The sequence below is a fragment of the Acinetobacter sp. ESL0695 genome, assembly GCF_029392135.1.
Classification (GTDB): Bacteria; Pseudomonadota; Gammaproteobacteria; order Pseudomonadales; family Moraxellaceae; genus Acinetobacter; species Acinetobacter pollinis.
On the sequence record NZ_CP113932.1, the window covers coordinates 363,795 to 384,272 of the forward strand.

Sequence of the window (20,478 nt, forward strand, 5' to 3'; positions counted from 1 at the left end):
TGATGTTAAAATTTAACAATAAAAATAAATATATTCATATTTTTTTAAATTATTTGCATGATAAGTAGTAAAATTGGGTAAATTTGAGCTTTCGATGAGAGAGTAATAAAAAGATGTGTAGTGAGTTATATAAAATATAATTAAAAATGAATCAGTTTTTATGAATAAAAAAAGATAGACTAGTATTGAATTAAGGATTTTTTTCTTTAATGAAAAGATTTATTCAGTCATTGGATAAGTCGAATTATAAATAATACGAATTGATTAAAATAATGAATATTCAATTTACAGGTCTGTTATGCATATAAAGAAACATTTATTTCTGTTGTTATTTAGCGTGGTTTATCCTATTTCAGCATATAGTTTAACCCCTTCAGGTTCATGGACTCTGGTCGATGAAACACCTGATGTAAAAGATTATTTCTTTCGTATTAATGTTGATCCTGGGGAAGCATATAATAATATTTCTTCAGAAAAAACATCTCCATCTTCTGTTTATTTCTCACAATACGTGACCTTTCAAAATGCAAATGGTGGTTATTTAGGTCTCCAACGAAGTGGTGGCCAAAAGCGTGCTTTGGTTTCTATTTGGACAGGAGATAAACCCGAAGAGGCAAAATACTTTAATGCAGTAAGTGGTGCAATTCCTAAATTGGCCAACTGTAATGAGTTTGGTGGTTGTTCATCTATTCAAGGACCATATGCTTGGAAGGTCGGGCATCAGTATCGTTTTAGGTTTGAAAAAAGTCCCACTTTAAAAGCTACAGGTGGTCAGTGGTGGCAAATTACATTAACTGATCTGACAGTAAATCGTACAGATGTATTGGGTCAGTTAGAAACACCGTCGAGTTTTGGTAATCTTAAAAAATCTAACTCTCTATTCCTAGAGTATTTTTGGGGACCTTATCGTTGTGATACGCTTCGACATGCCAATACAACATATTATCCAATACAAGGTAATTGGGGGAAATCGACCAAATTAGCCTCTGCAAATGCGTCTGCATATGGGGATGCGCATGAGTGTGCAGATAATCTACTTCTACCTCATTCATCGAAAGAAACAATGGGTTCTCATGCTTATTTAGAAAGTGATTCTTCTGTGAAAGGATTAGGGAATCAATATCGAGGCGTACAAGCATGGAATGCGAATGAGCATTATGCAAGACAAGGTATTTTTTACTCTAAAAATCTCGATGCAAAATATCCAATATTATGGCAAGCAAAACGAACTGGAAGTTTAGGTGATATTCCATCGACCAATCAGTCAAATGCTGATTGGCGTTTTATTGGATTAGGTTATCCAATTATTAATGATTTATATTTAACGAATCGACCATTATTTAATTGGGAACAGAGAAATAGTAGTGAGGTGAATATAGGAGATTATTTTGTTTATAGTAATCCATATACCTCAGATGTTGAATATTTTAAAATCAAAAGAAAACCTGCAAGTTACTTTCCAATAAATAAAATGAGTAATGAAGATTGGGAATATGTAGGTAGGCATTTTATAAAAGGAGAGTCTTTAAAAACACAGATATATTCGACTTGGGGAGCAAATAACCGATATGGTCAAGTTGGTGAGGTTTTTAGATCAGGCAATCTTTTATTTCGTTTAAAAACGACTTCGCAATACTGGTATTTTCCGGTAAATGGTGCAACCAGTAATACATGGTGGGATCTTATTGGCACTGTGCATTAATTTTGAATGTTGGGAGGAAGTAACTTTCCTCCCAATCAAATGATTTAACTTAAGTGTTTACCAAATAATGAGAGGGCTTCTTCTGCATTAAAGGTATAACGTGCATTACAAAATTGACAATTCATTTCAATCGGGTTTTGTACTTCTAAAGTCTCTTTTACTGCATTTTCACCAATTTGAATCAGTGCATTGACGCATTTTTTTTGAGAACATGTACATGCAAATCGTAGAGATTCTTGTTCTGGAAGTCTTACATCTTCTTCATGATATAAGCGGAATAAGATCTCTTGTGGGTCGAGTGATGTAATTTCTTCTGATTTTAGCGTGTCTGTAAGCATAATAAGACGAGGCCATAAATCTTCATCTATGGTTTCATATTCATCTTCACGGCGGGGCAGTAACTGAATAAGCAAACCACCTGACGTTTCTTTTGTGCTCGCAAGTACAATATGTGTTGGGATCTGTGCAGAAAGATCGTAATATTGCATAAGACATTGTGCTAGTGTCGGTTTATCTAAAGGAACAATACCTTGATAGCGTTCACCGACTTCAGGTTCGATATTAATAAATAATACAGGTTGTTCTAAAGTCGAAAGAACTGTACTGCTGTCATGCGCCTCTGCAAAGCGAGGGTCTTCTGCAAAATCAGCTAGAGCACGAACCTCGCCTAGGTGGTTACATTCAGCCATAGCCCACTTGAGTGTGCCTTTTGCTTGAATCTGTAAGCTAATTTGACCCTTAATTTTTAATGTGCTTGCAAGTAATGCCGTTGCACTGAGCATCTCTCCAATAAGAATTTTTATTGCTTCTGGATACGAACGCTGAGACAAAATAGTTTGCAGTGCTTCATCTAGATGAACAACTTCACCACGAACAGGGCAGTTTTCAATATAAAAACGTTGACGTAAGTTAGACATATATTTCTCCAATCCCTTTATTTAATGGTGGCATCATCATAAAACACAAGTTATTCATCCTCATTTCTAGAGACATTGATGCGTTGTTGTTCAAGCCCACGGCGTAAGTTCACTTCGCTTTCTTTGGGCTCTACTTTGGTGTCGCTTTCAAATAGATGTTCTAGCTCTGCTAAGGCATTACGATGTGTTTCAAACACTTTTTGTTCATCGTTATAAATACTTTGTTGTTCTGCAAGTAACTTTTCATCATAGTCACGAAAAAGCTCTATTTTTGCATAGGCTTCTTGGTCTTCTATACCTAACTCTCTGAGGGCACGATAGGCAAGACCTAAAGAGGATAAGTAAGTCTCCCGCCAAATATGACTCACGCCAATATCACGCAATAGATGTACATGATGACGGTCACGTGCACGGACAAGCAGTTTAACATGGGGATAATTGAGTGTAATGTGTCGTGCAGTATTGAGTGAATCTTCAACATCATCAATGGCCAACACAAAAACTTTAATATGTTCAATACCTGCCGACCTCAGAAGATCGGGCTGAGTGACGTCACCATAGTAAATTTTTCCACCATAACGCCGTACGAAATCAATCTGTTTTAAGCTAGAATCTATCGCAATAAAGGGAATGTGTTGTAAGCGTGCAATGCGGGCAATAATTTGACCAAAACGGCCAAAACCTGCAATCATCATTGGGCTTTCATGATTTGGAATATCATCGAAAACCTGCTCATCATTTTGTTCTAGTCTTGGAATGACAAAGCGTGTCATGAACCAGTACAAAATAGGTGTTAATACCATAGAGAGTGTGACAATTAAAGTTACAGGCTCAAGTAAACTTTGCGCTAATAGCTGTTCACTGTGTGCAACATTAAATACTACAAATGCAAATTCTCCGCCTTGTGCAAGACACGTACCGAGCATCAGGCTATTTTTCCACGTATTTTTATAATATTTACCAATGAGTGTAATAGAAATAAGCTTAATGAGTAAGAGCGCCAGTGCACCACCTACAATAAGCAATGGATGCTCAAATAGCGTAGAAAGTTGAGTGGTCATTCCAACAGTCATAAAGAATAAACCAAGCAGAAGCCCCTTAAATGGCGCAATACTTGCTTCTAACTCATGACGAAACTCAGAATCTGCAAGTAAAACACCTGTTAAAAATGCGCCTAAAGTTGTACTTATGCCGAGTGTTTCCATAAGTAGAACGACCCCAAGCACAATAAAGAGTGCAACTGCCGTAATAAGTTCACTGGCACCACTTTTCGCGACAAATCTAAAAAATGGGCGCATGACAAAACGACTAAATAAGAATAAACCACTAAATGCTGCAATAATTGCTGCAAAGTATGCAATGCCATGGTGTGCAGAAGACGTACCTGCAAGTAAAGGAATGACTGCAAGTAAGGGAATTGCAGCAATATCTTGAAAAAGAAGAATTGAGAAAGATTTTTGACCATAGGTCGTATTAAGTTCTTGTTTTTCATTTAAGAGCTGAAGTACAAATGCAGTAGATGACAATGCAAGCGCAAAACCAATCGCAAAACTTGTAGGAATACTTTGTTTAAAAATAAACCATAAGATTGCCATGAAAATGAGTCCTGTTACAGTGACTTGTAAACTACCCATTGCGAAAATAGCTTGTCTCATTTGCCACAATCTTTGTGGTCTAAGTTCTAAGCCAATAAGGAACATCAGCAAAATAACACCAAATTCTGCTAAATTCATAATGGCATGAGGATCATTTGCGACATTAAGTACGCTAGGTCCTAAAATAATGCCTGTAAATAAATAGCCAAGAACGGTGGCAATACCTAAACGTTTGCCCAAAGGTACAATAATGAGACATGCACCAAGAAAAATAGTCATCTGTAGCAAAAGTGACATGCAATTGTCCTACGTCATAGACGTTTAATCGTCATTTTGAGTTCATTAAAAGTAATTATGCCATGTGAAGATCATAGTCATTTAAAAGCATATCAAATTATTACTCAGTTCAATTCTTGCGGATCAATATCAATTGAAAGGCGAATATATGCTGGGCATTGAGAGGTAATAAATAACCACCAGTGTCTAATATAATAATGTAGATGCGCTCGATCTTTGCCTAAAATAACCAAATGTGCTTGATACTTTCCTGCTTTACGTTGCATTGGGGCAGGAATAGGCCCCCAGATGTCTAAGTATTGTGTTGATATTTCCTGTAAATTTTGGGAAATCTCTGTCAAAAACTGTAGGTTTTTCTGTTCATCTTTAGATTCACTCCGTACTAAAACCGTATATCGATAGGGTGGTAGGAGGGCAATTTGGCGCTCTTTTAGTGTATGTTGTGCAAATGTTCGATAGTCTTTGGAAATAAGTGTATTTAATGTGGGATGATCAGGTCGTAATGTCTGTAAGAAGACGTCTCCTTTTTTCTCGCCACGACCTGCACGTCCAGATACTTGGACAATCATTTGTGCTGTTCGCTCAGGCGCGCGAAAGTCAACGCTTAATAATCCTGCATCAATATCTAAAATGGCCACTAAAGTCACATAGGGGAAATGATGCCCTTTGGCGAGCATTTGTGTGCCTAATAAAATAAGTGGTTTATTTTGATGTATTTTGTCGTAGATTTTTTCGAGACTACCAACACGACTCGTACTATCGCGATCTACTCGAATAATTTCTGTTTCGGGAAATAGTTCTTTAAGACCTTCTTCGACTTTTACTGTGCCTAAGCCAATGGGTTTAAGCGTTTCTTGTTTACATTCTGGACAGCTTGGAGGTAAAACTTGAATAAGCCCACAGTGATGGCAATGTAAGTGCTGATATGGCTGCGTATGCAGTGTAAAGTGAGCATCGCAATTCGGACAGTTGGCTTGCCAACCACAGTGTTCACACATAAGTACAGGAGCATAACCACGCCTATTTAAAAAAATAAGTACTTGTTCTTGTTGTTGTAAACGCTGTTTAATGTGACCAATTAAGTATTGGCTTAGTCCATGCACTTTTGGACTCACTTTCAAATCGATAAGATGCATTTGGGGCAATACGGCACTTCCTGTGCGTGTATTTAAGGTTAAATGCTGAATCTTCTTTTGTTGTACCAAGGCAAAGCTATCAATACTAGGGGTTGCCGATCCTAAAATAATAGGGCATTTTTCTAAATGCGCCCGATAGAGTGCAACATCTCTGGCATGATATCTAAAACCTTCTTGTTGTTTGAAAGAAAGGTCATGTTCTTCATCTAAAATGATTAGTCCAAGATGTGGCAAGGGTGTATAAATGGCAGAGCGTGTACCGAGTATAATTGAAGCTTGTCCAGTCTGTGCCTGCTGCCATGCATGTAGACGCTGAACATCTGTTAATCCCGAGTGGAGTAAGGTGATATGGCAATTAAATCTGGCTTTAAAACGTGCAATGGTCTGAGAGGTTAAACCAATTTCTGGAACAAGTACCAGAACTTGTTTGCCTTGCTTTAAGACTTCATACATGACTTGTAAGTAGACTTCAGTTTTGCCACTGCCTGTAATACCATCAAGTAAAAAAGCACAATAACCCTCTTTTTTCTCTAAAATGGTGTGAATTGCCTGTGTTTGGTCTTCATTTGCAGTTAAAGGGATTTGTGCTAATTCTATAGGTTTTGCTGAAAAGTCGATGTTTTTTTCTATTTCTTGGATAATTTGTTTTTTTTCTAGGGCGCGTAATGTCGTTAAATGGATTCCTTCATTTACAAGATCTGTTTCAAAACAAGGTTCTACTTTTTTGCATAAGTGTGTATAGGCTAGACGCTGTTTTTCAGAACGTTTAAGCTTTTCTTCTGCATGAAAATCTATAATTTCCCAAGCAGGCGCATGACATTCATAAGCATGGCCTTGTCGTAAACGTGTAGGGAATGCACTTTGTATGACTTCACCTAAGGGAAATATGTAGTACTGTGCCGACCACTTCAATAATGACATCATAGATTGATGAATAAGAGAAGTTGTATCGATCACCTCTAAAATATTTTTGAGTTTAAATGTAGTTTCTTGTGGTGTATTGGGTGGAATTTTTTCGATAACTACAGCAATACATTGTTGGCGACCAAAAGATACTTTTACTCTCGAACCTAAGTTTAAAGAGCGATATTGCTCAGCAGTCACTAAATAGTCAAAGGAGTCATAAATAGGAAGAGGTACAGCAACACGAATACGAAGAGGATGACTAGATATTTCTGCGTTCAATACCATAATTTTTAAATGGGTTTTCTGTTTAAGATGCATTTTAGCATGCAATTTTTTTATATTGTATATGAATAAAAATAACCTCCATAAGGAGGTTATTTCATTTAACGTCGTGATTTAAACGATACATCTACTTGCTTTGGACGATAATACATACCTAAGCAAAGTAAAATGATTGAGAAAATTAAGATAGGCAAATCACCTAAACGCGTATATAAGGTTTGTCCTGAGAATGCAGGCAGATCATGTCTTAATACAAAGGCTTGATCGATTGGTGCTTGCGCAACAATTTGACCTTTTTCATTAATAAATGCTGTGATTCCTGTATTGGTTGCACGAATAAACCAGCGACCATTCTCCTTGGCTCTCATTTGTACCATTTGTAAATGTTGCCAAGGTCCCGCTGTACCAGAAAACCAAGCATCGTTAGAAACAGTTACCATAAAGTCACTATTTTTTGCATTGGTGCGAGTGAGATTGGGGTAGGCAACTTCATAGCAAATTGCTGTACCTAATGCATGCTGTTTTATATTTAATGCTTTTTGCCCAGATGGCCCTGCCGACATACTACCTTCTGTAATATCATTTTGTAGTGCAGGCAAGACCCATTTCAAAAGCCCTGCCAATGGTACATATTCACCAAAAGGGACTAGACGTTGTTTTTCATATAACCCAGATGTTTGTGCACCTGATGCCATTAGACTGTTATAAAACACACTTCGACCTGCTTGAATAGAAGCTTGTTCATCATAATAGGGAATACCACTTATCCAAGCAGAGTTCTTCTGTTTAGCGAATTGAGTCATCTCTTGTATAAATGGTGCCACACTAATTTGAGTCATTGGAATTGCAGACTCAGGCCATACGATAAGGTCGCGTCCCCATTCGCTTGAACTTAGTGTTTGATAGATTTCTAAAGTACGGTCTTGGTAGGTTGTTAGCCATTTTAAATCTTGTGGAATATTTCCTTGAACAAGAGAGACACTTAAAGCGCGTTCATTTTTTGGTTGAACAAACTGCAAGGAAGATGCACCCCAAGCCCCTAAAAGTAAGGTAAGAATAGGGAGAACCCAAAACACACGTTTTCTTATGACTTCCACACAGGCAGTAGCAATAAGTACGGCAACGAAAGAAACACTTAATACACCAAATAAAGGTGCATAATCATCGAGAAAGACATTTGTAAATGCATAACCGACAAAAAGCCATGGAAAACCAGTGAATAACCATGTTTTTAGCCATTCAAATAAAACCCATAGTGGTGCAAACGTAAGGGGCGTTTCAGGAAAAAAACGCTTGTAAGCCCATGTCTGAAAAGCATTAAATAATCCCATGACACTTGCTAAGAGTGCAATGAGGAGTATACCAATAGGTGTACTGATATTGCCGTAGTTATGAATTGAAGCAAATAGCCAAAACGCGCCCGTGAACCATAAGCCAAACCCAAAACTCCAACCGATCAGAAAGGCTTGTTTGGGTCTACGTCCAAGTAAACATGCATAAAGCAATGCAGGAGAAAGTAGGGCAATCCACCAGTAGTGGTACGGTGCTAAAGAGAGGCTAAAAGTCCCACCTGAAATTAATGCGATGAGGCATAAAACGAAGGTGGGAAGTTGAACATTTTTAGACGTAAGCGATGTTACGAGGTTCATTGACGAACAGCCCGAATGAGTTGAATCGTTCGTGTATCTGCTTCAATGATTGTAAACTTCCAGTCTTTAATTTCTATGGTTTGACCCTTTAAATCATTTACAAGGCCAATTTCTTGAAGAAGTAAACCACCTACGGTTTCGACCTCATCGTCAGAAAAATCTGCATCTAACAGATCATTAAAGTATTCGATTGGTGTTAATGCCTGTACGATCCAAGCATTGGCAGTGTCATGTTTTGCATCTGGAAGAATAAATTGTCCTTCTTCATCAGCTGTATCATGTTCATCTTCAATTTCGCCAACAATTTCTTCTAGAATATCTTCTAGTGTGACTAAACCAGAGGTTGCACCATACTCATCAATGACCATGGCAATATGGGTTTGTGTATTTTTAAGCATACGCAATACTTGGTCTGAGCGAGCACTTTCTGGAATGAAAAGTGGTTGGCGCATCAGCGCGCAAATATCTACTTTTGCTGTCGGTTCAGACAGAAAAGGCAATAAATCTTTTGCCAAAAGTACACCGACAACAGTATCAGGTTGATCTGAAGAGAATACTGGAAAACGAGAATGTGCAGAGTCAGTGAGTACATGTAGAATGTCTAACAACTGATCATCTTCTTGTAGGCTTACCATAGCAGTACGTGGTGTCATGACTTCACGTATTTTCGTTGCAGGGAGGTCGAGTACGCCCTCAAGCATTGCAACTGTATCTGGTTCTAAAAAGCGACGAGAGTCTTGTACAAGTTTGAGTAACTCATCTCTGGTTTCTGGTGCGGTGCCTAACCATTTTCTTAAGCCGCGCATACCCCACGATGAGCCTGATTCCTCTTGCATGATCCTTCCTAAATCGGTGTATTTGTTATCAAAGTAGAGGCTTCATCATACCGAAGAAAAAAGGTTCATGCATTAGAAAAACTGTATGAAAAATTTGAAAAGAATGAATTTTTTTGTCGCAACACCATTTAAGACATTATGATAAAATCAATTTTATTTTTGAAGTGATGTATTTGCTATGACAGATGTATCGGCTGACCCTAAAGTTCAGCTTAATACGCGAGGACTATATTGCCCAGACCCAATTATGATGTTACGTCAGGCAATACGTAAAATACAGTCGGGCGAGGTAGTTGAAGTCATTGCAACTGACACATCGACCTCTTGGGATATTCCACGTTTTTGTGTGCACATGAATCATGAGCTGTTACTAAAAGAAGAATATCTAGACGATAAAGGGCATAAAGAATATCGTTACCTCATTCAAAAGGGATAAAAATAAGCCTCTACAAATGAGAGGCTTATAGGTTTTATTACATATTTGGATAGTTTGGACCACCACCACCTTCAGGTGTTACCCATGTAATATTCTGTGATGGATCTTTAATATCACATGTTTTGCAATGTACGCAGTTTGCTGCATTAATTTGGAAGCGTTTGGTATTGTCTTCCTCAATAATTTCATACACTCCCGCTGGACAGTAGCGTTGTGCAGGTTCATCCCATTTTGGTAAATTCACATTTACAGGAATCGTTGCGTCTGTCAGTTTTAAATGAGATGGCTGATTTTCTTCATGTACTGTATTTGAAATAAATACTGAAGATAAGCGATCGAAAGTAAGCGTACCATCTGGCTTCGGGTAGTTTGGCTTAAAGTGCTCTGCATCAACTGTTTTTAATGCAGAGAAGTCAGGAATGGTATCGTGCAGTGTAAATGGGACTTTAAAGATGTTTTGGTCAACAAAGTTAAATGCACCACCGAACCATTGGCCAAATTTATGCATTGCAGGGCCAAAGTTACGAGAGTTGTAAAGCTCTTCTTTTAACCAGCTCTGATTATATTTCTCTGTATATGCTGTCACTTCTTTAATAAAGTGATCTTCATCTTCAGTAAGACGTGCAATAGCAAGGTCACCACCTTTGTCTACACCTTGAGCAATCGCTTCAAAAATTGCTTCTGCACAGAGCATGCCAGACTTCATAGCAGTGTGTGAGCCTTTAATTTTGGCGAAGTTCAGAAAACCTGCATCATCACCAATCAGGCAACCACCTGGGAAAGTAAGTTTTGGCAAGGCATTAAAACCACCTTTAACCACAGCACGTGCGCCGTAGGAAATACGTTTACCACCTTCTAAATATTGTTTAATAAGAGGGTGTGTTTTCCAACGTTGCATTTCCATAAATGGATACATGTTTGGATTGGTATAAGAAAGGTCAATAATCATGCCTAAAGTCACCTGATTATTTTCCGCATGGTATAACCACCAACCACCTGAAGATGCGGTTTCAGACAATGGCCAACCTGCGCCATGCATGACTAAACCTTCTTGATGTTTCTCAGGATCGATTTCCCAAAGCTCTTTAATCCCAATCCCGTAGTGTTGGGGATCGACATCTTTGTCCAATTTAAAGTTTTCAATGAGACGTTTTCCAAGATGGCCACGGCAACCTTCTGCAAATAGGGTGTATTTTGCATGTAATTCATAGCCCGGTGTGAAATGAGGTGTTGGTTCACCATCTTTACCTACACCCATATCGCCTGTTTGAATACCTTTAACTGTACCATCTTCATGATATAGAACTTCAGATGCAGCAAATCCTGGAAAAACAGCAACTTCTAACTCCTCTGCCTTTTCACCTAACCAACGAACAACATTACCTAGTGAAACGACATAGTTTCCGTCGTTGTGCATGGTTTTTGGAACCATCCAATGAGGGGCTTCTTGATGTTTTGTTTCAGACATTAAGAAATAAGTCTTGTCTTCTTTAACCGGAACGTTAAGTGGCGCACCTTCTTCTTTCCAATTTGGAAAAAGCTCATTTAAAGCGCGAGGTTCAAGTACAGCACCAGACAGAATATGTGCACCGACTTCGGAGCCCTTTTCTACGACACAAACGGTTAAATCAGATAAGTCATGTTCAATTGCTAACTGACGAATTTTTATTGCTGCAGAAAGACCAGCAGGTCCTGCACCCACAATAACAACGTCAAACTCCATCGATTCGCGTTCGATGTGTTCCATGTAGGACTCCTCATATTGAAAAAGGTGGCAACCAAACGGTACATTATGGTGCTGCCATGAGTGTTTTCTATAGACACAAATCTCAGACACATGCCAAAACGTGCCCGAGATATCATCACTTAAGATGTATAGAATAGCCTATTGGCTGATAAGTGTGTATTTTCTGTCAAATAGGGGATAAAAGCGATGGGAAAAGATGATATTTCTCAGAGTATGTATAAAAAACACTCAAATTTATCTGATAAAACTTTAGATTCCGTTTTAGAAAGTATAAATTTAGATGGGGACATACATAAAACTCAAATCCCACCACTGGATCAGTGGCAACCTGAAAGATGTGGAAAAATGGATTTATGTATACATGCCAATCATACGTGGTGGCATGAGGGTACACAAATTCAAAGAGATGCACTCATCCAACTATTTTCGCATATTTTATGCAAAGAAGAATCAAAATACTATTTAAAAACACCTGTAGAAAAAATTGAAATTGAAGTCGAGGATGCACCACTTTGTATTCGCAGTGTCGAAAAAATTTCTCAAGCTGAACAAACATGGATTTACTTTCATACTACCGACGGTGATGTGGTTGTTTTAGGTGAAAAGAATAGGATGATTATGCGTGCCTATAAAGGTGAAATGCGTCCATACGTCTATATTCGTTATGGCTTGTATGCACTTATTCCAAGGTCGGTATTTTTTCATTTAATAGAAATGGGTGAATTGATTGAAAATGATCAATTACAGACAGAACTTGTGCTTCAAAGTGGTGATTTTTGCTTGCATTTGACTGCCTGAGGTTTAAGATTTGTCAGCTAAATTAATTTCAAAATAAATGATCCCATGAATGACTTTCATTCCCTAAGATATAGACGAATTCACAGTATTAAAGCATCTAAAGATGCGCCTATTGGTGTGTTCGACTCGGGTGTTGGAGGGTTATCTGTTGTCAATGATATTTTAAAATATTTGCCTCATGAGCATATTCATTATTTAGCAGATACAGCACATGTTCCCTATGGAGCGAGAGATGATAACGAAATTCGTCACCTTACAACGCAAGCCGTAGATTGGTTATATCAAAAGGGATGTAAAGCAGTGGTGGTAGCATGTAATACAGCATCTGCATTTAGTTTAGACTACCTTCGTGAACATTATGGAAGTGATTTTCCAATTATTGGTTTGGTTCCTGCACTTAAGCCTGCAGTTTTAAATACTAAAAGCAAAGTTGTTGCTGTGTTAGCAACACCTGCAACATTTCGTGGGAAGCTAATTAAGGAAGTTGTATGTCGTTTTGCAGAACCTCTAGATGTAGAGGTTTTGCCTATAACTTCTTTAGAACTGGTGCCGCTAATAGAAGCAGGTAAGCAAGACAGCGATTATATGTATTCGCTTCTAGAGCGTACTTTAAAGCCAGCACTTGAGCGTAAAGCTGACCATCTGGTATTGGGCTGTACGCATTATCCTTTTTTAAAAAATAGTATTGAAACTGTTTTTCCAAATCAATTCCAATTGGTCGACTCAGGTCAAGCAGTTGCACGTCAGCTTGCACATGTACTTACCCATCATGGATTAATCAACCCAAATGTAACAAAAACGTTACAGATGACCTGCTATTTCACAGGTGGCTATACACCTCAGACTGAAATAGTGGTACAACGTCTAATTGCTAAAGAAATTCGTTGGACTATGGGAGAATATTCCATCTAAATGATTTTACTTGGCTTTAAAATTCCCTTATTTATTGAGTTTACACATGGTCGATAAGCGTTATCAGATATTCATCTCAACTTCAGGGGAGGGAATGTCTAAAGAATATCGAATACTGTGTCAAACTTTGATTGGGTTAGGTTATTTTGCATGGGGTGTAGAAAATAGATGTACAACTACTGCTACACTGGCGCGCCGTAAAATTGATGAAAGTGACTATATAACGCTACTTTTAGGTAGCGACTATGGACAGTTATCTGTTTCTGGTGTGAGTTATATGCAGTTAGAGTATATTTATGCATTGGCTCGACAGAAGTCGATTGTTGTGTTCATGCAAAAGTATGACTTACCGAGTAATGTCTCCACCTTAGATGAAGCACAACAAAAATTTTATCATTTCAGGCAATTGATCCAGCAAGAAGTGAAGGAAATTTTTGAATATGATCATGTCGATGATTTGGTCACGCAAGTAAAATATCATATGCCCAAAATTGTACAGACATATCCGACCCAAGGGTGGGTACGTGCTTATAATACAAGACTGTTGCAAGACGAGATTCAGCGTCTTAAGCATAAGGTGGCGCAATTTGAATTACAGGCTGAAAAAAATATAAAACTGACAGCGAATCAATCTGTTTTAGTGCAACTTTCAGACCTTTTTACACTCAGTTATCAGGTTTGTGCACATGAAAATGATTCGTTTGAGCGAATTACGCGCTCTATACGCCTTACTTGGTTGGAAATTCTTCAAATTATCGCAAAAGGGCTAACTGAACCTGCTATAGAAGATGTATTTTTAAAGCGCTTAAATCAGTATTTAATGCAAATAACATGGCAAACCTTAAGTAAAGAAAATCCTTTATTGAGTCATATTACACATGTCGATATTGATGACTATATTTTAAATAACATTAAAATTCATATAAAAGACAATGCATGGATTGTACCTATTGGTCGCGACCATAGACAAAGGTTATTGTGGAAAGTGAGCATAAATATACAAAATATTTTAAAAAAAATGATATAGAATCATGATTTGTAAAATGATTGTGAATAACGATAAGTTTTAACAAAAAAACGAGTAATTATATTATTTTAATTAAAATTCAAAACCGTTAAAGTAGATAAAAATATTTCCAGCGAATGAGTGAAGATGAAACAAGATAAACCAAAAATCACAGTAATTCTCGCTAATCTTGGCACGCCAGATGAGCCAACAGCGCCTGCTGTCAGCCGTTATTTAAAAGAGTTCTTGTCAGATCAACGTGTTGTTGAAATTCCTAAAATTGTTTGGCAAATTATTTTACGCCTTTTTGTTTTACCGCGCCGTCCTAAACGTGTGGCAGAAGCATATGCTTCAATTTGGTGGAAAGATTCGCCAATGCGTGAAATTTTATTTGATCAAGCCGACTATTTAAAAAAAGCATTGCCTGAAAAGTATCCTGAGTTTGACTTAAATATTGTCCCGCTCATGACTTATGGTAATCCGGGAATGAAAGCACTGCTAAAAGATTTAGATGGTAGTAAAACAGATCATATTTTATTGTTTCCGCTGTATCCTCAGTACTCTGCCACATCTACGGCTCCACAATATGATTTACTCTCAAAGTGGGCATTAAAACAGCGTAATTTGCCGGGTATAAGTATTATTCGTGATTACTACCAACACCCGTTATATATTCGTGCACTTGCAGAAAGTGTAAAACGTTTCCGTGCCGAGCACGGTACAGCCGACAAACTTTTAATGTCTTTTCATGGTATTCCTCAGCCGTTTGCAGACAAAGGCGATCCATACCCAGAGCGTTGTCGTAAAACTGCTAAATTGGTTGCCCAAGAGTTGGGCTTACAAGACAGCGAATGGGCAATTAGCTTTCAGTCGCGTTTTGGTGCTCAAGAGTGGGTACGCCCTTATACAGATGAACTGTTAGATGAATGGGGCAAGAGTGGTGTTAAGTCTGTTCAGATTATGAGTCCAGCTTTTTCCGCAGACTGTTTGGAAACTTTAGAAGAATTGGCCGTTGAAAATGCGGAAAACTTCAAAAAAGCAGGTGGAGAGTCTTATGCTTATATTCCTGCATTGAATACAGATGAAATGCATTTAACACTTTTCAAAACATTATTGACCGCACATTTGGATGCGATCAAGGTAACATTGGCACAATACGAATAAATCAGAAGGGATGCCCATGCTACAAGTTAAGATTGTACCTGTGACGCCATTTGCTCAAAACTGTTCAATTGTTTGGGACAGTGAGAGTAAAGAAGCCATTATTATTGATGCAGGTGGTGATGCACAAAGAATTCAACAAGAGGTTCAGGCTCTTGGAGTTCAGGTTAAGCAATTGTGGCTGACACATGGGCATCTTGACCATGCTGGTGCAGTGGGTGAACTTGCACGTATATGGAGTATCCCTGTGATTGGTCCTCATAAAGAAGATCAATTTTGGCTAGATATGCTTCAAGAAGTTTCAGCACAATATGGTTTTCCTATTCCAGAGCCTGTTCATGTATCGACTTGGCTTGAGGGCAATGAAGTACTTACACTTGGAAAGCACGCGTTTGAAGTGCGATTTGCACCAGGCCATACACCTGGGCATGTCATTTTTTACAATGCAGAACATCGGTTGTTATGGGCAGGTGATGTGCTATTTAAAGAGTCTATTGGTCGTACAGATTTCCCAAGAGGAAACCATCAGCAATTAATAGATTCTATTCATAGCACATGTTTTACATTACCTGATGAAACACAGTTTATTCCAGGGCATGGTGAGATGAGTACCATTGGTCATGAGAAAAAATTTAATCCCTTTGTATCGGGTAGAGCAGGCTAAGTTAGTCATCTTCTCTTGACAATTCTGACTGTGGTGCATCTTGTGTGGGTAAACGATAACTTTCATTTGCCCATGCACCCAAATCAATCATTTTGCAACGTTCTGAGCAAAATGGACGAAATGCATTCTCTTGCCATTTTGCAGGCTCACCACAACGTGGACATGGAATATAGCGTGTCATAAAAAATATCCAAATATGAGAGTAAAAGTAGGCAATAAGTCTTCCGCTTGCTAGACTTATGTCAATTTTTACTAGTTTGATCTGATTATGCAAATTCGTCAATTTCAGGCACAGCGGATGGTTGCCCCTCGTGATTTCCAACCTATTGAAAATAAACCGATTGTGGTGGAAATTGGAGCGGGAAAGGGGAAGCATGCGTTACAATTTTGTACGTTGCATCCAACACAGATCCTTTATGCCATTGAACGTACTCGTGAAAAATTCGATGCAATGCATAAACAGGCACAGTTACAGCCAAAAAACAACCTAATTGATATTCATGCAGATGCATTACCATGGATTACACATGCGCTTTATCCTAAGCAAGTGACGCAGTTTTTCTTACTTTACCCAAACCCAGAGCCTCATAATTCTGCACAGCGTTGGTTAAACATGCCATTTTTTGAGCTTTTACTTTCTCGTTTAGCAGATGAAGGCACAGTTACACTTGCAAGTAATATTGAAAGTTATATTGAAGAAGCAGAGCAACAGTTAAAAGAGTTATGGCAACTGCCATATGAAAAGCAAATTATTCCAAGTGATTCTGCAAGAACACATTTCGAAGTGAAATACTTACAACGTGGTGAATTGTGTCAGCAACTCATTATTCGTAAGCCACAAGGTTATAAAACGCGGTTTGATGAGTTTGAGCCTTTAAATGGTCGGGATCATGTATGAGTAAAAAGTCTGTTGCAATTGTAGGTGCAGGGCCTGCTGGTTTAATGGCAGCAGAAGTTTTAAGTCAATATAACTATGACATTCATGTATTTGAACAAATGCCTTCGGCTGCAAGAAAATTTTTGATGGCAGGTAAGACGGGTTTAAATATTTCTCATGCAGAAGAACTTTCACAATTTATTCACCGTTATGATCAAGTCGAGTGGTTGAAACCATGGATTACTCAGTTTAATGCACAGTGGATACGTGCATGGATGGATGATTTAGGTATAACCTCTTATGTGGGAAGTTCAGGGCGTATTTTCCCATTAGAAATGAAGGCTGCGCCGTTATTGCGTGCATGGTTGAAAAGATTAAGTAATACAGGTGTTCAGTTTCATTATCGGCATAAATGTACAGGTATCGAACAAAAAAAACTTACTTATATTGATACATCAGTAAACCAATCTATTGAGTCTGAGAAATTATTTGATGCAGTTGTTTTGGCATGTGGTGCTGTATCTTGGCCAAAACTTGGGAGTGATGGACAGTGGCAAACATGGTTACAACAACATGAGCTTCAACCCTTTGTTGCCAGTAACGTCGGGGTTGAGTTTTCTTGGTCGAAGTATATGAAACCTATTTTTGGTCAGCCATTAAAACGTATTCAGGCGTGGACATCATCTCAGCATAAAGTCGATGGTGATATTGTGATTACACATTACGGCTTTGAAAGTGGTGTGATTTATCGTCTTAATCGTACATTACGTACTTCTAAAGTATTGTTTTTAGATTTACTGCCTCATCTTTCAGAAGATGAACTTGTTCGTAAACTGAACCACACAAAAAAACAATCTTTATCAAATATTTGGCGAAAAGCTGGTTTAGACCAAGTGAAAATTGCACTCTTGCGTGAGATTGTTGAAAAAGAGTTATGGCAACAACCTGAAAAAATGGCATCTCAAATAAAAAATTTATGTATCTCTATTGAAGGGTTCCGACCGATAGAAGAAGCCATTAGCTGTGCAGGTGGAGTGAAAGAAAATGTATTGTCACCAATGCTAGAGTTAAACTCACAATCAGGTATTTTTTGTTGTGGTGAGATGCTTGATTGGGATGCGCCAACAGGTGGTTACTTACTTACAGCATGTTTTGCGACTGGAAGGATCGCAGGAGAAGGTGCTCACTTATTTTTATGCAAAAATAATTGAAATTTTCCTTCAACTACCTTTATATAATCATTTGAGATAGAGGAAATGGTATCTTCCTTTTTAAAACCGCCAATAATGGCTAATGATGCCTACGTAACCTTGATGATGATAGCAGGGGCGTAGGTATATGCGTACTCTGCTTAAATAGAAGATAAAAAATAGGAAGAGTATATGTACTATTCATTAGTTGCGATTGCTTTAGGCTCAATTTTAGGGGGATGGTCTAGATGGTGGGTTGGTTTGAAACTGAACAATCTACATCCATCTATTCCTATGGGAACCGTTGCCGTAAATTTGATAGGTGGGTTCATTATTGGATTTGCAATCGCATTTTTTGCGCAAAGCCAGCTCAGTCAAAATTATAAACTATTTGTAATTACGGGGTTTTGTGGTGGTCTAACCACGTTTTCAACATTTTCCTTAGAGGTTGTGACTTTGCTACAACAAGGAAGAATTTCTACTGCTATGTTGGTTATTTCGATTCATGTGATTGGTGCATTGTTGTGTACGATGGCAGGTATGGCAGTATTTCAATGGTGGCATGGTGCTTAATCAACTATTGTTTTCGATATGCTTTTAAGCATATCGAAAACCGATATTTTATACGCGAGGTTGAAGTACGTCTCCATCAAAAGAAACACCTTTCCATCCTGTTTTTATAAATTGACGGATATTTTGGTGGTCTTCTTCATTTGGGGTTGCTTGAACTTTTGCGTAGTGCTCTGCGAATAGTTGCAGCGTATCTTGCTCATTTAACTCATGCAGTTTTGCAAATGATAGAACTTTTGCACTGCCTTGGTTTTCTGTTGCTTGATTTTTTTGAGCGCCATTCACGAAAGCTGTTGGTGTATGTGTATAGTGACGGTCAATGTAAGAAATCACATCTATAAATTTGATTGTATTTGCATTTAATTGTGCTAATAGATGCTGTGCCATTTTCTGCCCTATTTAATTTAAAAATCTTATCCTACAACAAATGATGTCATATACAAATAACTAGCTCGTATGTTGATTAGGAATAATTTCTTCAAATAGATCACTTAAATTGTCATTGACTTGTAAATGAATCATATTCCAGTAGTGACCTGAAATCGTTCGATTAATCATAAGTGTATCGGGTGATGGTTTAAATAAATCCCAATATTTTAAAGACTGTTTAGCCAGTTTCACACTATCATGGTGAGCTGAATTTTCTTTAAAGTCATATTTTTGGGTAAGTGGTCTTAGCAAGACTTCAAGCCATTCATGATATAAGTTTGAAGGAAATTTCCCTTTTTCAGTGAGTGCTTGTAAATCAAATAAAGCCATTTCTAATTGAGGAATATTGCCATCACGAGAAGCTTGAATTAGGTCTTTAAATTGCTGAATGACATAAGAAGAAATAACTTTCACACCACCATAATCATATACAATAACATCGCCATTTTCTCGAAATGCAAAGTTACCTGGGTGAGGGTCACAATGAAAACGCTTCAGATAAAAGATTTCCTGTCCCATTGCTTTTACAAGGCGTCTACCTAAGGTATTTCGAATGTCTTGACTCCATGTGCTTGCTGTTGAAATATCATGCCCGACCTCAAGACTCAGTGTTAATAAATGACGAGTAGAGTAGTCTTTAAAGACTTTTGGGATAATAATTTGTGGATCTAACTTTTCATGAAATGAACGTGCAATTTCTAAATTTTGTGCTTCAATTTCATAGTTTAGTTCATTGGCTAAACTTTCCTGAATTTCATTAAAAATTTGATCTTGGAGTTTTTTATCAATTTTCAGTAATCCCATCATTTTTAATGCCAAGCGAATTTGCTTTAGGTCACTTTCACATGCTTCATCTACACCAGGATACTGAATTTTTACAACAACATGTTCACCCGTTTTGAGTTGTGCTTTATGAACTTGTCCAATGGAAGCAGCAGCAAAAGGTGTTTCCTCAAAAGCTAAAAAGGCTTCATGGAGTGATTGCTTTAGTTCTTTTTCGACTTGCACTTTAATGTCATTAAAGGGCATAGGTGGTGCTTGGCGCTGTAGTTTTTCAATTGCTTTAGATACTTCTGGAGGAAAAATATCTTTATATTGAGAGGCAATCTGTCCAACTTTCATGACAGCACCTTTCATTTCTCCAAGTGTATCTGCAATTTGAATTCCGATATCTTGAAAAAGTTTATGTCTAGCTTGGTCTTTATGCTGCTCATCGGCAGTAAAGCTACGAATAGAGTTCGATACAGTTTTTGTTGCGATACTGGCTGTCATACTTGCAAGTTTTAAGAAGCGTTTACTTGGAGAATTAACTGACTTTGCCATGTGCTATTTCGCCTCTAATAATACTTAAATAATATTTTGATAATA

At 37.9% G+C, this 20,478-nt stretch carries 19 protein-coding genes and 1 riboswitch; of the genes, 10 read left to right on the forward strand and 9 right to left on the reverse strand.

Annotated features, from left to right (window positions below; translation table 11 throughout):
• Window positions 1–298: 298 nt before the first annotated feature.
• A complete protein-coding gene (locus OZX61_RS01660; RefSeq protein ID WP_277095104.1) occupies window positions 299–1,702 on the forward strand; it encodes a DUF3472 domain-containing protein in 1,404 nt (467 codons plus the stop codon).
• Window positions 1,703–1,746: 44 nt separating this feature from the next.
• Here OZX61_RS01660 and OZX61_RS01665 read toward each other — a convergent pair whose 3' ends face one another.
• The 5 genes from OZX61_RS01665 to OZX61_RS01685 all read right to left on the reverse strand — a co-directional run bounded on the left by OZX61_RS01665 (window position 1,747) and on the right by OZX61_RS01685 (window position 9,320).
• Entirely contained in the window at window positions 1,747–2,619 is an 873-nt protein-coding gene (locus tag OZX61_RS01665) for an Hsp33 family molecular chaperone HslO (protein ID WP_195771431.1), read from the reverse strand.
• 50 nt (window positions 2,620–2,669) lie between these two features.
• Window positions 2,670–4,511 (reverse strand): monovalent cation:proton antiporter-2 (CPA2) family protein, encoded by a 1,842-nt coding sequence (locus OZX61_RS01670; protein ID WP_277095105.1) that lies wholly within the window; start codon window positions 4,509–4,511, stop codon window positions 2,670–2,672.
• Window positions 4,512–4,615: 104 nt separating this feature from the next.
• Window positions 4,616–6,838: a primosomal protein N' gene (locus OZX61_RS01675; RefSeq protein WP_277095610.1), complete on the reverse strand. Its 2,223-nt coding sequence runs from the start codon at window positions 6,836–6,838 to the stop codon at window positions 4,616–4,618.
• A 98-nt stretch (window positions 6,839–6,936) separates the two neighbouring features.
• Window positions 6,937–8,484 (reverse strand): apolipoprotein N-acyltransferase, encoded by a 1,548-nt coding sequence (gene lnt, locus OZX61_RS01680; protein ID WP_277095106.1) that lies wholly within the window; start codon window positions 8,482–8,484, stop codon window positions 6,937–6,939.
• On the reverse strand, window positions 8,481–9,320 hold the full coding sequence (locus OZX61_RS01685) for a transporter associated domain-containing protein (protein ID WP_211140182.1): 840 nt from the start codon (window positions 9,318–9,320) through the stop codon (window positions 8,481–8,483). The genes lnt and OZX61_RS01685 overlap by 4 nt, the downstream gene beginning before the upstream one ends.
• Before the next feature lie 178 nt (window positions 9,321–9,498).
• Here OZX61_RS01685 and tusA point away from each other — a divergent pair, with 178 nt between their 5' ends.
• On the forward strand, window positions 9,499–9,756 hold the full coding sequence (gene tusA, locus OZX61_RS01690; protein WP_195771428.1) for a sulfurtransferase TusA: 258 nt from the start codon (window positions 9,499–9,501) through the stop codon (window positions 9,754–9,756).
• A gap of 37 nt (window positions 9,757–9,793) precedes the next feature.
• Here the strand turns inward: tusA and OZX61_RS01695 are convergent, their stop codons facing one another.
• A complete protein-coding gene (locus tag OZX61_RS01695; protein WP_277095107.1) occupies window positions 9,794–11,503 on the reverse strand; it encodes an electron transfer flavoprotein-ubiquinone oxidoreductase in 1,710 nt (569 codons plus the stop codon).
• A gap of 186 nt (window positions 11,504–11,689) precedes the next feature.
• Here OZX61_RS01695 and OZX61_RS01700 point away from each other — a divergent pair, with 186 nt between their 5' ends.
• The 5 genes from OZX61_RS01700 (at window position 11,690) to OZX61_RS01720 (ending at window position 16,044) form a co-directional block, all read left to right on the forward strand.
• Entirely contained in the window at window positions 11,690–12,301 is a 612-nt protein-coding gene (locus tag OZX61_RS01700; RefSeq protein ID WP_277095108.1) for a DUF1285 domain-containing protein, read from the forward strand.
• 45 nt (window positions 12,302–12,346) lie between these two features.
• Window positions 12,347–13,213 carry a glutamate racemase gene (gene murI / locus OZX61_RS01705; protein WP_277095109.1) on the forward strand — a complete coding sequence of 289 codons (867 nt, stop codon included), beginning with the start codon at window positions 12,347–12,349 and terminating at the stop codon, window positions 13,211–13,213.
• A 94-nt stretch (window positions 13,214–13,307) separates the two neighbouring features.
• A complete protein-coding gene (locus tag OZX61_RS01710; RefSeq protein ID WP_277095110.1) occupies window positions 13,308–14,240 on the forward strand; it encodes a DUF4062 domain-containing protein in 933 nt (310 codons plus the stop codon).
• Window positions 14,241–14,366: 126 nt separating this feature from the next.
• Window positions 14,367–15,383, forward strand: a complete 1,017-nt coding sequence (hemH, locus tag OZX61_RS01715; protein ID WP_237411729.1) for a ferrochelatase — start codon at window positions 14,367–14,369, stop codon at window positions 15,381–15,383.
• A gap of 16 nt (window positions 15,384–15,399) precedes the next feature.
• The gene (locus OZX61_RS01720) at window positions 15,400–16,044 is read left to right on the forward strand and encodes an MBL fold metallo-hydrolase (RefSeq protein WP_277095111.1); all 645 of its coding nucleotides are present in this window, start codon (window positions 15,400–15,402) and stop codon (window positions 16,042–16,044) included.
• Window position 16,045: 1 nt separating this feature from the next.
• On the opposite strand, the gene OZX61_RS01725 is transcribed toward OZX61_RS01720, so the two are convergent.
• The gene (locus OZX61_RS01725; protein ID WP_195771421.1) at window positions 16,046–16,225 is read right to left on the reverse strand and encodes a DNA gyrase inhibitor YacG; all 180 of its coding nucleotides are present in this window, start codon (window positions 16,223–16,225) and stop codon (window positions 16,046–16,048) included.
• An 87-nt stretch (window positions 16,226–16,312) separates the two neighbouring features.
• Here OZX61_RS01725 and OZX61_RS01730 point away from each other — a divergent pair, with 87 nt between their 5' ends.
• The 3 genes from OZX61_RS01730 to crcB all read left to right on the forward strand — a co-directional run bounded on the left by OZX61_RS01730 (window position 16,313) and on the right by crcB (window position 18,684).
• Window positions 16,313–16,942 (forward strand): SAM-dependent methyltransferase, encoded by a 630-nt coding sequence (locus tag OZX61_RS01730; protein WP_195771420.1) that lies wholly within the window; start codon window positions 16,313–16,315, stop codon window positions 16,940–16,942.
• Entirely contained in the window at window positions 16,939–18,132 is a 1,194-nt protein-coding gene (locus OZX61_RS01735) for a TIGR03862 family flavoprotein (protein WP_237411725.1), read from the forward strand. The genes OZX61_RS01730 and OZX61_RS01735 overlap by 4 nt, the downstream gene beginning before the upstream one ends.
• 32 nt (window positions 18,133–18,164) lie before the next feature.
• Window positions 18,165–18,231, forward strand: a riboswitch (Fluoride riboswitch).
• Between the two features lie 72 nt (window positions 18,232–18,303).
• Complete coding sequence (crcB, locus tag OZX61_RS01740; protein ID WP_237411724.1) at window positions 18,304–18,684, forward strand: fluoride efflux transporter CrcB; 381 nt, start codon at window positions 18,304–18,306, stop codon at window positions 18,682–18,684.
• Between the two features lie 48 nt (window positions 18,685–18,732).
• On the opposite strand, the gene OZX61_RS01745 is transcribed toward crcB, so the two are convergent.
• Window positions 18,733–19,068 (reverse strand): HopJ type III effector protein, encoded by a 336-nt coding sequence (locus tag OZX61_RS01745; protein ID WP_237411723.1) that lies wholly within the window; start codon window positions 19,066–19,068, stop codon window positions 18,733–18,735.
• Between the two features lie 60 nt (window positions 19,069–19,128).
• Entirely contained in the window at window positions 19,129–20,433 is a 1,305-nt protein-coding gene (locus tag OZX61_RS01750; RefSeq protein ID WP_277095112.1) for an AarF/ABC1/UbiB kinase family protein, read from the reverse strand.
• Window positions 20,434–20,478 lie beyond the last annotated feature (45 nt).

Bases quoted from the DNA above. Each gene is read 5' to 3' on its own strand.
- OZX61_RS01675 (WP_277095610.1), bottom strand. From the start codon at position 6,838: ATGGTATTGAACGCAGAAATATCTAGTCATCCTCTTCGTATTCGTGTT.
- OZX61_RS01670 (WP_277095105.1), bottom strand. From the start codon at position 4,511: ATGTCACTTTTGCTACAGATGACTATTTTTCTTGGTGCATGTCTCATT.
- OZX61_RS01730 (WP_195771420.1), top strand. From the start codon at position 16,313: ATGCAAATTCGTCAATTTCAGGCACAGCGGATGGTTGCCCCTCGTGAT.
- lnt (WP_277095106.1), bottom strand. From the start codon at position 8,484: ATGAACCTCGTAACATCGCTTACGTCTAAAAATGTTCAACTTCCCACC.
- OZX61_RS01725 (WP_195771421.1), bottom strand. From the start codon at position 16,225: ATGACACGCTATATTCCATGTCCACGTTGTGGTGAGCCTGCAAAATGG.
- OZX61_RS01710 (WP_277095110.1), top strand. From the start codon at position 13,308: ATGTCTAAAGAATATCGAATACTGTGTCAAACTTTGATTGGGTTAGGT.
- tusA (WP_195771428.1), top strand. From the start codon at position 9,499: ATGACAGATGTATCGGCTGACCCTAAAGTTCAGCTTAATACGCGAGGA.
- OZX61_RS01660 (WP_277095104.1), top strand. From the start codon at position 299: ATGCATATAAAGAAACATTTATTTCTGTTGTTATTTAGCGTGGTTTAT.
- crcB (WP_237411724.1), top strand. From the start codon at position 18,304: ATGTACTATTCATTAGTTGCGATTGCTTTAGGCTCAATTTTAGGGGGA.
- OZX61_RS01750 (WP_277095112.1), bottom strand. From the start codon at position 20,433: ATGGCAAAGTCAGTTAATTCTCCAAGTAAACGCTTCTTAAAACTTGCA.
- OZX61_RS01695 (WP_277095107.1), bottom strand. From the start codon at position 11,503: ATGGAACACATCGAACGCGAATCGATGGAGTTTGACGTTGTTATTGTG.
- OZX61_RS01745 (WP_237411723.1), bottom strand. From the start codon at position 19,068: ATGGCACAGCATCTATTAGCACAATTAAATGCAAATACAATCAAATTT.
- murI (WP_277095109.1), top strand. From the start codon at position 12,347: ATGAATGACTTTCATTCCCTAAGATATAGACGAATTCACAGTATTAAA.
- hemH (WP_237411729.1), top strand. From the start codon at position 14,367: ATGAAACAAGATAAACCAAAAATCACAGTAATTCTCGCTAATCTTGGC.
- OZX61_RS01700 (WP_277095108.1), top strand. From the start codon at position 11,690: ATGGGAAAAGATGATATTTCTCAGAGTATGTATAAAAAACACTCAAAT.
- OZX61_RS01735 (WP_237411725.1), top strand. From the start codon at position 16,939: ATGAGTAAAAAGTCTGTTGCAATTGTAGGTGCAGGGCCTGCTGGTTTA.
- OZX61_RS01665 (WP_195771431.1), bottom strand. From the start codon at position 2,619: ATGTCTAACTTACGTCAACGTTTTTATATTGAAAACTGCCCTGTTCGT.
- OZX61_RS01685 (WP_211140182.1), bottom strand. From the start codon at position 9,320: ATGCAAGAGGAATCAGGCTCATCGTGGGGTATGCGCGGCTTAAGAAAA.
- OZX61_RS01720 (WP_277095111.1), top strand. From the start codon at position 15,400: ATGCTACAAGTTAAGATTGTACCTGTGACGCCATTTGCTCAAAACTGT.